Origin of the sequence: Ilumatobacter sp., assembly GCF_030065885.1 — a bacterium.
In the GTDB taxonomy this organism is placed as follows: Bacteria; Actinomycetota; Acidimicrobiia; order Acidimicrobiales; family Ilumatobacteraceae; genus Ilumatobacter.
Window position 1 is genome coordinate 1 of sequence record NZ_JASJCS010000153.1, and the last position, 12,641, is coordinate 12,641.

Consider the following 12,641-nt stretch of genomic DNA (forward strand, 5'->3'; position numbering starts at 1 on the left):
CGTCGATCGCTTCGTTGCCGTCGGCCGCTCGTTGCCCGGAGGCAACTCGGGCGCTCGGCTGCCTTGCGCTCGACGACCTCAGCTCCGACTCAGAGACTCGAACTTCGTCGGTGCGTGGGGACAGCGGCGACGTGATCCGGGTGCGGTGCCGGCCTGCTCAGCAGGCTGAGGCCGCCGATCGCTTCGTTGCCGTCGGCCGCTCGTTGCCCGGAGGCAACTCGGGCGCTCGGCTGCCTTGCGCTCGACGACCTCAGCTCCGACTCAGAGACTCAGATGCCGTCGGTGCGTGCCGACAGTGCCGACGCGATCAGTGTCCGTGCCCGCCAGCCCGTGATGACATGAGCGCAGCAGGACGGGCTTGGCCCGTCCGGTCCCCACGTGACCCGCCGCGCGGTCGCGCCAACTTCGGACCGAACGGAGCGAGCGCAGCGAGCGAGTGAGGCCGAGGAGCCGGGCAAGCCGAGCGAGTGAGGCCGAGGAGCGCTACGGTGCCCACATGGAGCGCCGGATCTTCGGGCTCGAGAGCGAGTACGGGGTGACCTGCACGCTGCGCGGGCAGCGACGGTTGAGCCCCGACGAGGTCGCCCGGTACCTGTTCCGTCGCGTCGTCTCGTGGGGCCGGTCGTCGAACGTCTTCCTCCAGAACGGGGCCCGGCTCTACCTCGACGTCGGGTCGCATCCCGAGTACGCGACGCCCGAGTGCGACTCGCTGTACGACCTCGTCGTGCACGACAAGGCGGGGGAGCGAATCCTCGAATCGCTCGTCGAGTCGGCCGAGCAGCGCCTCGCGGAGGAGTCGATCCGCGGCACGATCTACCTGTTCAAGAACAACACCGACTCGGCGGGCAACAGCTACGGGTGTCACGAGAACTACCTGACCCACCGCAGCGACGACGTGTCGTACTACGCCGAGGTCCTGATCCCGTTCCTCGTCAGCCGCCAGATCTACGCCGGCGCGGGCAAGGTGCTGCAGACCGCCCGGGGCGCCACCTACTCGATCGCGCAACGGGCCGAGCACATCTGGGAGGGCGTCAGCTCGGCCACCACGCGCAGCCGACCGATCATCAACACCCGCGACGAACCGCACGCCGACGCCGAGAAGTACCGCCGGCTACACGTCATCGTCGGCGACTCGAACATGAGCGAGTACGCGACGTTCCTGAAGGTGGGCGCCGCCGCGTGCATGTTGCGGATGCTCGAGGACAGCAACGTCGTGCTGCGCGACATGACGCTCGAGAACCCGATCCGGGCCATCCGCGAGATCAGCCACGACATGACGTGCCGCCGCACCGTCCGACTCGCCAACGGCCGTGAGGTCAGCGGTCTCGACATCCAACGCGAGTACCTCGACCGGGCGCTGCGATACGCCGACAGCCACGGGTTCCCGCCGCTCGAGCAGCGGGCGCTCGACATGTGGGAGCACTGCGTGACCCACCTCGAGAACGACCCGATGAAGCTCGACCGCGAGATCGACTGGGTCATCAAGTACAAGCTGATCGAGGCGTATCGCGAGCGTCACGATCTGCCCCTTGGGCATGCGCGTGTGCAGCTGCTCGACCTGCAGTACCACGATGTCGCCCGCGAGCGGAGCCCGTTCCATCGCCTGCAGGATCGAGGGCTCGTCGAGCGGGTCTGCGTCGACGATGACATCGAGCAGGCCGTCGACACGCCGCCGCAGACGACGCGGGCCAGGCTGCGTGGCGAATTCGTCAAGCGCGCCAAGGAACGGCGACGCGACTACACGGTCGACTGGGTTCATCTGAAGCTCAACGACCAGGCCCAGCGGACGGTGCTCTGCAAGGACCCGTTCAAGAGTCGCGACGAACGGGTCGAGAAGTTGATCGAGAGTCTGTGAGGCAGCCCGAGCGCTGCAACGACCGCGACATCCTCCGATACCGTTGAGACCTGCGTGACCGAGACCTACGACCTTCCGAGCAGCGGCACCACCGCTGAAGCCCCTGCTCCCGAGGCGGGCGCGGCAGGTGCGGGCAACGGCGGCGACGGCACGGCGGACGTCGAGGAGGAACCGAAGCCCGGCCTCCCGCCCGGCGCCCGCGCCTTCTTCGACTGGGTCGTCGTCGTGGGCGTGGCGCTCCTCGTCGCGATCCTGGTGCGCACGTTCCTGCTCGCACACTTCGTCGTCGAGGGCGAGTCGATGTACTCCACGCTCGACGAGGGCGATCGGGTGTTCGTCAACAAGATGTCGTACCGGCTCCACGACCCGAATCGCGGCGACGTGGTCGTGCTGCACGAGATCAGTGGCAGCAGTCAGCGCGACCTCATCAAGCGGGTGATCGCGCTCCCCGGTGAAGAGATCGAGATGGTCAACTGCGTGGTCCGGATCGACGGGCTGGTGCTCCAGGAGCCGTACCTCGACCCGGCGGTGGTCGCACCGGGTCGCTGCGGTGGCGACATCCAGCCTCTGACCGTGCCGGACGAGCACGTGTTCGTGCTCGGCGACAACCGCAACGGCTCGAGTGACTCCCGTCAGCTCGGCACGATCCCGTACGACGATCTCGTCGGCCGGGCGTTCGTCGTGTTCTGGCCGCGATCCAGCTGGCAGTGGTTGTGACCGGCCTCGGCATTCGCTCGCTTCGCTCGACTTCGCACCTCGGATGATGGGTCGCCTCCGGCGCACCCAGCTCTGATCGACCGACCGACCGAGTCGGATCGGTCGATGGCGGAGGGGCCGACCACTCGCCCCCTTCACGCCACCCCCGCTGGGTGGTCTCGTCGATGGTGCTGTCGGCTGCCTACGGCCCTGTGCCGATCTCGTGTTGGAAGGCGTCGACCATGCGGTCGACGTGGTCGCTGTAGACGGCGTCGATGCCCATCCTGAATGCCGGGCGGAGCACGTGGTCGAACTGCAGGTCCCACGAGAAGGCGGTGAGACCGAAGCGATGGAAGAGCGTCACCAGGCCGCCGTTCCAGTCGGGCTGGCGCAGGTTGATCCCGTCGACGCCCTCCTTGGCGAGCCGGGCAGCGCGCCGCTCGGGTCCCTCGCCGATGCGCTCGAGGCGCGTCGAGTCGACCAGCTTGACCGTGTCGTCGAGGGGCCGCAGCTCGACGAGCGCATCGACGTCGGGATGGCACAACCACAGCCGGTCGAGGAGCTCGGGCGCCCGGCTGCGGACGAGCTCGATCACGGCCGGCCCCGCAGCCTCGTCCTTGAGGTCGAGCGAGAGGTGATATCCGGTCCCGCAGGCATCGATCAGCTCGGTCAACGTCGGGATGTGCTCGGGCAACTCGTCGCGCCGCACGGCCGAGATCGGTTGCTTGCGGAGCCTGCCACGCCGCACCTCGCCGTCGTGGTCGAGCACGAGGACACCGTCGGCGGTACGCCAGACGTCGCTCTCGAGGCCGGTGGCACCGAGCCGCAACGCGAGCCGGAAGGCGTCGATCGTGTTCTCCTGAGCGTGGGCACGTGCGCCGCGGTGCGCGAACATGATCGGCGGGTCGAGCACTGACGGGATCCGTTGTTGCACCGGGGACATCCTGGCAGTTCGCCCGGGTCGGCCCCCGCACCGGTCGGCGACGACCATGGCCTTCGGCGAGCGGCTCGTAGACTCCGCATCGTGTTCAACCTGCAGGGCGGCGAGATCATCATCATCCTGCTGCTCGCGCTCGTCGTGCTCGGGCCCGAGAAGCTCCCCGACGCCATGCGGAAGGCCGGGCAGTTCTACGCCGAGCTGAAGAAGATGTCGTCGGGCTTCCAGCAGGAGTTCCGGGCAGTCGTCGACGAGCCGATGCGCGAGGTCAAGGAGACCGCCAACCTGTTGCGAGAGTCGGCCGACCTCCAGCGGCTGCAGACGGGCGATCGGGCCGAGAAGCCCAAGTCGGCCGAGATGGGACCGGTCGACGCGCCCGAACCGACCGAGGACACACCCACGTTCGAGCCGCCCGACGCCGCCGACGACGCGACCGGCGAGGACCGAGCGTCCGACGACGGGGAGGTCCGGGACGGCGAGGTCGGGGCCGGCGAGGTCGCCGGTGCGGCGGCCGACGACGTCATCGACGGTGGGCTCAGGGAATCCGATCCCGTCACGCAGCCGCCGCCGAAGCCGTTCTCGTCGTCACAGAACATCTCGGCGGCCCCGGCGACACGACCCGAGCAGCCTCAGCGCTGGTCGGGTGATCAGGTGATCTCTCCCGCACCGGCCGAATCGGCACCCGTCGACCCGACCGAGCACGAGGCCGGCCGCGAGCCCACCGATGAGGACCCGCCGGCCGGCGCCGGGTCCGCTGCCGACGCCGTCGAGGAGCCCCGCGAGTGAGCCGCCTGCGGTTTCGGCGCAAGCAGCAGCCGGATCCGGCCAGCGAGCAGATGACCCTGATGGAGCATCTCGCCGAGCTGCGGATGCGGATCATCAGGAGCGCTCTCGCCATCGTGATCGGGTCGATCCTCGTGATCGCCTTCTACGACACCGTGATGGGCTGGTTGCTCGAGCCGTACGGTGACCTGTGCCGGCGCCAGGAGCCCGAGTACTGCGGGCGATCGTTCGACGAGGCGACCGGCGAGGTGATGCTCTTCAACCCCGACCCGATCGAGGGGTTCTCGACGCGGCTCCGGATCGGCTTCTACGGCGGCATCGTCCTCGCCCTCCCCGTGCTGCTCTGGCAGCTGTGGAAGTTCATCGTGCCGGCGCTCCACAAGAGCGAGAAGCGCTACGCGCTCGGGTTCGTGTCGTCGTCGATCGTGCTGTTCCTCGCCGGCGGCTTCATCGCGTTCACCACTCTCGAACGGGCGCTCGAGTTCCTCATCAGCTGGGCGGGCGAGGACGTCGATCCACTTTTCCAGGTGCAGGCCTACGTCCGGCTCGTGACGCTGATGGTCGTCGCCTTCGGCGTCGGGTTCACGATCCCGGTGATGTTGGTGTTCCTCCAGTTGATCGGCGTCGTCACGCCGCAGACGTTGCTCGGTGGCTGGAGGTACGCGATCGTCGGCACGTTCTTCGTCGCAGCCGCCATCACCCCGTCGGGCGACCCGATCTCGCTGCTGGCCCTGTCGGTGCCGATGGTGATCCTGTTCTTCGTCGCGATCCTGATCGGGCGGCTGGCGCAACGTCGACGTCAACGGGCCGAGGCCTGATCGACGCCGGTCGGCGACACCAGCTGCGAGACTGACACCGTGCGGCCCGATCGTGGCGAGATCCTCGCTCGCTACCCCTTCGACCTCGATCGATTCCAGCTCGACGCCCTCGACGCCCTCGACGCAGGAGAGCACGTCGTCGTCGCGGCTCCCACGGGGAGCGGCAAGACGGTCGTGGCCGAGTACGGCGCCGAGACGGCGCTGCGCGACGGCCGCCGCGCGTTCTACACCACACCGATCAAGGCGCTCTCGAACCAGAAGTACCGCGACCTCGTCGAGCACCACGGCGTCGACGCCGCCGGGCTCCTGACCGGCGACAACTCGATCAACGGCGATGCGCCGATCGTGGTCATGACCACCGAGGTGCTCCGCAACATGATCTACGCCGGTCGCCGTCTCGACGACCTCACCGCCGTCGTGCTGGACGAGGTGCACTTCCTGCAGGACACGTACCGAGGTCCGGTGTGGGAGGAGGTCATCATCCACCTCCCGCGACACGTTCGTCTGATCTGCCTGTCGGCCACCGTCAGCAACGCCGCCGAGCTGGCCGAGTGGATCGAGACCGTACGCGGGCCCACACGCTGGATCCTCGAGGAGCGGCGGCCCGTGCGACTCGACAACCACTACTTCGTCGCCGACCTGACCAACGACCGATTGACCATGCTGCCGACGATCGTCGACGGTCGTCCCAACCCGGATGCGCTGCGGCTCGACGCCAGTGCGCTCCGCCACCGCAACGGCCGGCGCCGAGAGCGTACTCCGCGGGGGAGTGGCGCCCGCCGGCTCGCCGCACCGACCCGCATCGACACCGTCGACCTGCTCGCCGATCGGCAGCTCCTCCCGGCGATCTACTTCATCTTCAGCCGTGCCCAGTGCGAGGAGGCCGCGCAGGCATGCGTCGCCGCCGGCGTCCGGCTCCTCGACGAGCCCGAGTGCGCCCGGGTTCGCGAGATCGCCGACCAGCGGCTCGCCGGGCTGGTCGATGCCGACCTCGACCTCCTCGGCTACCAGCGCTTCATCACCCAACTCGAGGCCGGCGTCGCACCGCACCACGCCGGCATGGTGCCCCCCTTCAAGGAGGTGGTCGAAGCGTGCTTCGTGGAGGGCCTGACCAAGGTGGTGTTCGCGACCGAGACGCTCGCGGTCGGCGTCAACATGCCGGCTCGAACGGTGGTGATCGAGAAGCTGACGAAGTTCACCGGCGACCACCACGAGACGCTCTCACCGGGTCAGTACACCCAGCTCACCGGCCGCGCCGGGCGGCGCGGCATCGACGAGCTCGGCACCGCGGTGGTGCTCTGGAGCCCGTTCGTCCGGTTCGACCAGGTCGCCGAGCTCGCTCTCAGCCGGAGCTTCCATCTGCGCTCCGCGTTCCGTCCCACCTACAACATGGCGGCCAACCTGGTTCGCACGTACGACGCACGAACCGCACGCCAGCTGCTCGCGCTGTCGTTCGCCCAGTTCCAGAGCGATCGCGACGTCGTCCGCCTCGAACGACGGCTGCAGCGCCAGCGAGAGCGGTTCGACGAGCTCAACGTCGCTGCCCAGAGCCCGTACGGCAGTATCGAGGAGTACCGCGAGTTGATCGCTGCGGCACAGGGTCCCTCGGGCCGCGACAGCGCGTTCGAGCTGGCGCTCGACGCACTCCGCCCGGGCTCGGTGATCCACGCGTCGAAGGGCAAGTACCACGGGCCCGTCGCCGTCGTCGCGACCGCCAGCCGCAAGGGCGGACTGCGCCTGACGGCGATCACGCCGAGCGGACACTCCCTGCACCTCACCGCAGCCGACTTCGAGATGCCACCTCGCCAGCTCGGATCGATCGTCCTGCCGGGCACGTACGCCCCGAACCGCAAGGACTATCGCATCGAGGTCGGCACACGCGTCCGCGCCGCACGGCTCGCACCCCGCCAGGCACGCGACCGTCGCGCCGCCGACGATCACGACGCAGCACCCGGCACCGGGCTGCACCCGCTCGAACAGGACCCCGACCTCCGCGAGCGCCTCCGAGCAGCGGAGCAGGCCGACCGCGTGGGCCGCGACATCGAGCAGCTGCAGCGGCGGGTCGAACACCGACACGCCACCCTCACCCGCGAGTTCGACGGGGTGCTCGCCGTGCTCGCAGCTCGCGAGTGCGTCGACCTCGATCGCTGGAAGCTCACCGACGGCGGGGAGAACCTCGCACGGATCTTCCACGAGAGCGACCTGCTCGTCAGCGAGGCAGTGCGCACCGGCCTCCTCGACGGCGTCGACGCGGCCACGCTCGCCGGCCTGGTCTCGATGTTCGTGTACGAGCACCGCTCGCCCGACGACCCGCCCGCGCCGTGGTTCCCGAACGACCGGGTTCGGCAGCGGGCCGCGGCGATCGAGCGCCTCAGCTCGGACCTGTCCGCGTTGGAGATCGAGCACGGGGTCGCACAGCATCGACCGCCCGAGCCGACGTTCTTCGCGGTCGCGTACGCATGGGTCGCAGGGGAGGGTTTCGCCGAGGTCGTCGCCGACGACGACCTGACCGGCGGCGACTTCGTTCGAACCGTCAAGCAGCTGATCGACGTCCTCGGCCAGATCGCGGTGGTCGCTCACGAGGCCGACACGCGGTCCGCGGCGCGCGCCGCCGCTGATGCCGCGTTCCGGGGCGTCGTCGCCGACGCCTCGGTGGCGACATGAAGCCGCCCCCGGCATGACGATTCGCAAGGGCGAGCCGTGGGGGAGCGAGGTCCGCCGACCTGCCGGCCTGCTCGTCGTCGACTCCGACGCCGCGCTGGCGCACGTGCTCGCAGACGAGACACCGCCGCCCGTGGCGATCCGCGGGGGCGACCTGTTCCGTACGCTCGGGTCGCCCGGGGCCCGTGACGTCATGCAGCGCCTACCGATCGACCTGCTCCGCGTCGTCGCGGACGGCCGCCACCACACCGCCGTCGCCCACGTCGTCGCCCGGCGAGGCTGGCTGCGCGGCCCGGTCGTGGCGATCATGAACGTCGGCTCGCGCGGCGAGTGGAACGTCGCCCCGAGGGCCCATCCGAACGACGGTCGCTTCGACGTCGTCGACGTCGATCCGGCGATGCGCATGCGCGAGCGGTGGTCCGCTCGACGGCGGCTCCCGACGGGCACCCACCTCCCGCATCCGGCGATCTCGACGTCGTCGTCGACGAGGTTCGAGCGCCGGTTCGATCGACCCATGCGGGTCGAGATCGACGGCATCACGGTCGGCGGGGTGCGCGAGCTGGTCGTCGAGATCGATCCCGACGCCGGGATCGTCCTGGCGTGACCGGTCCGGCCCGGTTGCCGACCTGGGTCCCCGGCTGGGTCGGCTCGGCACCGTACGATGACGCACCGTGACCGTCTACGTCCCCGAGGAGTTCTCGCCCGACGAAGCCGATGTGCTCAGGCGGTACTTCACCAATTTGGACGGTCCCGTGTTCGCGCTCGTCAACCTGCCCGAGGTCGTCAAGGGCGCGCTGTTCGCCCGCTACAGCCGCAGCGCCAAGAGCCTGCGCCGGCTGTTCCTCGACGAGTTCGTCGGTGATCTCGACATCGAGGGTGACGAATCGATCGATGCCACGATCGGCCTCGACCGCGCCGAGGAGCTCTACGAGAAGGTGTTCTTCGAGTACGGCGACGACTCGGTCGCACAGCTCGGCGGCGTCCACCTGGCCTGCGAGCAGGCGTCCAACCTGCTGACGAAGATCCTCGAGTGGGGCCGGTTGATGAGCTACCTCGAGCAGAGCACGCGCTACATCGGCTACGACGCCCGGCTGGGCGGGCGGTACCGGTTCCACCGCGACCCCGCGGTGCTCGCCAGCTCGCTCGGCACGCGGTACGTCGGCGACATGGATCGCATGTTCGACGCCTACTCCCGAGCGGTGTCCGAGGTCACGAACCACGTCCGCGACACGATCCCCAGGGATCCCGGCGACAGCGACTTCGTCTACCGCCAGGCGACGCGGGCCAAGGCGCTCGACGCCACGCGCGGGATGCTGCCGGCCGCCTCGCTGTCCAACGTGGGCATCTACGGCACCGGACAGGCCTTCGAGGCGTTGTTGCTGCGCATGCGGTCGAACCCCCTGCCCGAGGCGCGCACGTATGCCGATCTGATGCTGCACGAGCTCCGGAAGGTCATCCCGAGCTTCCTCCGCCGTGTCGATCTCGCCGACCGTGGAGGTCAGTGGAGCGAGTACCTGGCAGCCACGCGGCAGGACACCGCCGAGCTCGTCGACCAGCTGTTCGGCGAGGCGCCGGTCGAGCCGGCGCCGGAGGTGTCGCTCGTCGACTTCGACCCCGATGCCGAGGACAAGCTGATCGCGGCCATCTGCTACAGCCACTCGAGCCTGCCCGAGGCCGATCTGCTCTCGCGGGTCCGAACACTCGGCAGCGACGAGAAGGTCGCGCTCCTGCGGGCGTACATCGGCGAGCGCCGGAACCGGCGCCACAAGCCGGGAAGGGCCTTCGAGCGCATCGATTACCGCTTCGACGTCCTGTCCGACTACGGCGCCTTCAGAGATCTCCAGCGCCACCGCATGTTGACCATCGAGTGGCAGGCGCTGACGCCGAACCACGGCTACACGCGACCCGAGCTGGTCGAGCAGGCCGGTGTCGGCGCGCTGTTCGACGAGACGATGGACCGGTCGGCACGGCTGTACGACGCACTGCACGAGACGTTCGCCCCGCAGGCCTCCTATGCGGTGGCGATGGCTTACCGGTTGCGGTACGTGATGCAGTTCAATGCCCGCGAGGCCATGCACATGCTCGAGCTGCGCTCGGCCCCGCAGGGACATCCCGCGTATCGCCGCGTGGCGCTCGACATGCACCGGTTGATCGCGGAGCAGGCGGGCCACCACGCGGTCGCGGCGGCGATGTCCCACATGACGACCGAGGCACCCGAGCTCGAGCGCCTCGCGGCCGAGCGGCGCGCCGAGGCACGCCGCCAGGGCTGATCCCAGCTCTCTGTGACGGGTGTCACACCGCCGGTCGACGGTGCTCGGGTGTGTTGGGCCTAGTATCCGGCGCGACCAGGTGAGGTGACATGGCTGACGACGACACCGAGATCGAGGACGAGGACACCGAAGACGTCGACGAGGATCTCGAGGAAGAACCCGACCCGGACCTCGTCGACGATGACGACGTCGACGATGTCGACGCGCTCGATGACGACGACGATGACGCAGTCGACGACGACGACGATGACGACGAGGACGACGACGGGGAAGAGACCGCCACACGCGCCCGCAAGCGCAAAGGCGCCGACGACGAGGACGAGGACGACGACGAGCTGCTCGCGCCCGACGACGTCGAGGCCGACCTCGACACGATCCTCAAGGACCGCATGGTCACGGCCGACGACGAGGACGAGGAGGAGGACGAGGTCGCGCCGGCCGTGGACGCCCGCGGCGAGACGCCCGACGGGCTGCAACCGAAGCGTGCCGACGAGATCCTCTGCACCAGCTGCTTCCTGCTCGTGCGGCCCAACGCACCGGGCTGCCCGGTCGAAGACGACGACTGCCCGATCTTCCACTGATCATGGTCGCCGGCCGCGACCCGATCGACCGCATCGTCGACATCGTCATCGCGGTCCCGCTGTGCTCGGCGATCGCGGCTCGTCGTTCGCTCTCGCTCGTGGCGCGGGTGGCGCGCGATCAGCTCAGCGAGCAGATGGCGCGGTCGACGCCGTCGCCTGATGCCGTCGCCGGCCCTCGTGAACAGGTCTCTGCGTCGGCTCCGCCCGACGCGTCGACCGAGGTGCCGGCGGCCGCAACTCCGTCCGACCTCGACGACGAGCTGCCGATCGAGGGCTACGACCAGCTCGCGGCGCGCCAGGTCGTCGACCGGCTGGCCACGCTCGACGACGACGACCTCGACATCGTCGAGCAGTATGAGCTCGAGCATCGGCACCGCAGCACGGTGCTCGGCAGGATCGCGCAGCTCCGGTCGTGATCGATCCGACCATCAGGTCGGCGGCGCCCGACGACGCCGAGCAGCTCGACCTGCTCGAAGCCGAGGCGCGCGCCGCTCTCGCCTCCCAGCGCGGCGGTCCGCGTTGGCTGGCGACGCATCCTTCACGTGGCGGCCGCTGGGCCGGAGTGATCGGACTCGATCACGTCTTCGTTGCTCACATCGGCGACGTCGTCGTCGGGTACGTCGTCGCCACGGTCGAGGCCGGCGTCGCCACGATCGCCGACGTCTACGTCACGCCCGAGGCGCGTGAGCTCGGGTTCGGCGACCAGTTGCTCGCCGCAGCCATCGCGAGTGCCCGCGAGGTCGGTGCCGCCCACCTCGAAGGCGAGGCGCTCCCCGGTGACCGCGACACGAAGAACCTGTACGAGCGGGCAGGCATCAAGGCCCGGCTGATCACCGTCTCGACGCCGCTCACCTGATCGGGAGGCCGCTGCGCGCGTTCAGGTGCCGGTCCAGTTCGGCTGGCGCTTCTCGATGAAGGCGGTCAGCCCCTCTTTGATGTCCTCGGAGGCCATGACGCGGCCGAGTGCTTCGTTGGTCATGCGGATCAAGCTCTCGTCGTCGTGGTCCTGTGCGGCGCGCACGATCGCTCGTGACTCCCACACCGCCATCGGGGCGCACGATGCGATCCGCTCGGCGAGCGCCAGCGCTTCGGTGACTGCCGCTCCTGGTTCGACCAGGCGGGACAGCAGCCCGAGGTCGTGCGCTCGCTCGGCGGGGATCGGTTCGCCGGTGAGGATCGCCTCCATCGCAGCGGCCTGCCCGATCGCGCGCGGGAGCCGGAACAGTCCACCTGCCGCAGCGATCAGGTTCCGCTTCGCCTCGGCGAGGCCGAACGCCGATCGTGTGGTTGCGACGACCAGATCGGCGGCGAGGACGATCTCGCAGCCGCCCGCAGTGGCGAGCCCGTCGACGGCAGCGATGATCGGCTTCCGGCGTTCGCGGTAGACGAACCCGGCGAAGCCGCCGCGCTGGGTGCTGAGCGAGGCGCCCTCACCACTGTTGATCGCCTTCAGGTCGGCGCCTGCGCAGAAGACGGGTCGGTCCTGCGCCGCGGTGTTCGCAGTGAGAATGCCAACCCAGACGTCGGCGTCGTCCTCGAGGCGATCGATCGCGGCCTCGACACCGGCGGCGACATCGCCGTTCACCGCGTTCCTGGCCTCGGGTCGATCGAGGGTGATGATCGCGATGCGACCGTTCGTTTCGTACCGGACGACGTTGGACATGGCGGCATCGTACGACCGCCTCTGGCGGCGCAGCGAGCCCGTCAGGTCGTCTCGACCGGTGGCACGTCCTTCACCGGGGCCCCGTCGGCGGGAGCGTCGGCCGGCGAGTCTCCGTCGGCTCCGGGGTCGGCGCTCGCCGAGTCGGCCTCGGGCACGGGGGCTGCGTCGGCGTCGGGTCCGGGGTCGCTCACGGTGTCGGCGTCGGTCACGGATTCCGGCGTGGGTTCGCCTGCGTTCGGGTCAGTGGCGTCGGTGTCGGCATCGGACTCGGCCGTGGCGTCAGTTCCGGGGCCGGTCGCGGTGTCGGTCGCCTGGTCGTCGGGCGCTGGGCGGGAGCTCTCGGTGGTCGTGTCGGTGTCGGCACCAGGCTCGGTGGG

Annotated in this window: 12 protein-coding genes and 1 pseudogene; 10 read left to right on the forward strand and 3 right to left on the reverse strand. The window is 69.5% G+C overall.

Going from position 1 to position 12,641, the window contains the following annotated elements; translation table 11 throughout:
- Positions 1-496 precede the first annotated feature (496 nt).
- Complete coding sequence (gene pafA / locus QNJ12_RS21895) at positions 497-1,855, forward strand: Pup--protein ligase (protein WP_300625959.1); 1,359 nt, start codon at positions 497-499, stop codon at positions 1,853-1,855.
- A gap of 54 nt (positions 1,856-1,909) precedes the next feature.
- A complete protein-coding gene (gene lepB, locus QNJ12_RS21900) occupies positions 1,910-2,572 on the forward strand; it encodes a signal peptidase I (protein WP_300625962.1) in 663 nt (220 codons plus the stop codon).
- A 181-nt stretch (positions 2,573-2,753) separates the two neighbouring features.
- Here the strand turns inward: lepB and QNJ12_RS21905 are convergent, their stop codons facing one another.
- Entirely contained in the window at positions 2,754-3,485 is a 732-nt protein-coding gene (locus QNJ12_RS21905) for a glycerophosphodiester phosphodiesterase (RefSeq protein ID WP_300625963.1), read from the reverse strand.
- Positions 3,486-3,575: 90 nt separating this feature from the next.
- Here QNJ12_RS21905 and QNJ12_RS21910 point away from each other — a divergent pair, with 90 nt between their 5' ends.
- The 8 genes from QNJ12_RS21910 (at position 3,576) to QNJ12_RS21945 (ending at position 11,457) form a co-directional block, all read left to right on the forward strand.
- On the forward strand, positions 3,576-4,274 hold the full coding sequence (locus tag QNJ12_RS21910) for a twin-arginine translocase TatA/TatE family subunit (RefSeq protein WP_300625965.1): 699 nt from the start codon (positions 3,576-3,578) through the stop codon (positions 4,272-4,274).
- On the forward strand, positions 4,271-5,089 hold the full coding sequence (tatC, locus tag QNJ12_RS21915; RefSeq protein WP_300625967.1) for a twin-arginine translocase subunit TatC: 819 nt from the start codon (positions 4,271-4,273) through the stop codon (positions 5,087-5,089). The genes QNJ12_RS21910 and tatC overlap by 4 nt, the downstream gene beginning before the upstream one ends.
- 39 nt (positions 5,090-5,128) lie before the next feature.
- Complete coding sequence (locus QNJ12_RS21920; protein WP_300625969.1) at positions 5,129-7,753, forward strand: DEAD/DEAH box helicase; 2,625 nt, start codon at positions 5,129-5,131, stop codon at positions 7,751-7,753.
- A 13-nt stretch (positions 7,754-7,766) separates the two neighbouring features.
- Entirely contained in the window at positions 7,767-8,354 is a 588-nt protein-coding gene (locus tag QNJ12_RS21925) for a hypothetical protein (RefSeq protein WP_300625971.1), read from the forward strand.
- A gap of 67 nt (positions 8,355-8,421) precedes the next feature.
- A complete protein-coding gene (locus QNJ12_RS21930) occupies positions 8,422-10,020 on the forward strand; it encodes an FAD-dependent thymidylate synthase (RefSeq protein ID WP_300625973.1) in 1,599 nt (532 codons plus the stop codon).
- 89 nt (positions 10,021-10,109) lie between these two features.
- Positions 10,110-10,601 carry a hypothetical protein gene (locus QNJ12_RS21935; RefSeq protein ID WP_300625974.1) on the forward strand — a complete coding sequence of 164 codons (492 nt, stop codon included), beginning with the start codon at positions 10,110-10,112 and terminating at the stop codon, positions 10,599-10,601.
- 2 nt (positions 10,602-10,603) lie between these two features.
- Positions 10,604-11,017: a hypothetical protein gene (locus QNJ12_RS21940; protein WP_300625976.1), complete on the forward strand. Its 414-nt coding sequence runs from the start codon at positions 10,604-10,606 to the stop codon at positions 11,015-11,017.
- Positions 11,014-11,457: a GNAT family N-acetyltransferase gene (locus QNJ12_RS21945; protein ID WP_300625978.1), complete on the forward strand. Its 444-nt coding sequence runs from the start codon at positions 11,014-11,016 to the stop codon at positions 11,455-11,457. Before QNJ12_RS21940 ends, QNJ12_RS21945 begins: the two co-directional genes overlap by 4 nt.
- A 21-nt stretch (positions 11,458-11,478) precedes the next feature.
- Here the strand turns inward: QNJ12_RS21945 and QNJ12_RS21950 are convergent, their stop codons facing one another.
- Positions 11,479-12,264 (reverse strand): crotonase/enoyl-CoA hydratase family protein, encoded by a 786-nt coding sequence (locus QNJ12_RS21950; RefSeq protein ID WP_300625980.1) that lies wholly within the window; start codon positions 12,262-12,264, stop codon positions 11,479-11,481.
- 41 nt (positions 12,265-12,305) lie between these two features.
- Positions 12,306-12,641, reverse strand: a pseudogene (locus QNJ12_RS21955) (hypothetical protein); the annotation flags it as partial.

Bases quoted from the DNA above. Each gene is read 5' to 3' on its own strand.
- pafA (WP_300625959.1), top strand. From the start codon at position 497: ATGGAGCGCCGGATCTTCGGGCTCGAGAGCGAGTACGGGGTGACCTGC.
- QNJ12_RS21925 (WP_300625971.1), top strand. From the start codon at position 7,767: ATGACGATTCGCAAGGGCGAGCCGTGGGGGAGCGAGGTCCGCCGACCT.
- QNJ12_RS21935 (WP_300625974.1), top strand. From the start codon at position 10,110: ATGGCTGACGACGACACCGAGATCGAGGACGAGGACACCGAAGACGTC.
- QNJ12_RS21940 (WP_300625976.1), top strand. From the start codon at position 10,604: ATGGTCGCCGGCCGCGACCCGATCGACCGCATCGTCGACATCGTCATC.
- QNJ12_RS21950 (WP_300625980.1), bottom strand. From the start codon at position 12,264: ATGTCCAACGTCGTCCGGTACGAAACGAACGGTCGCATCGCGATCATC.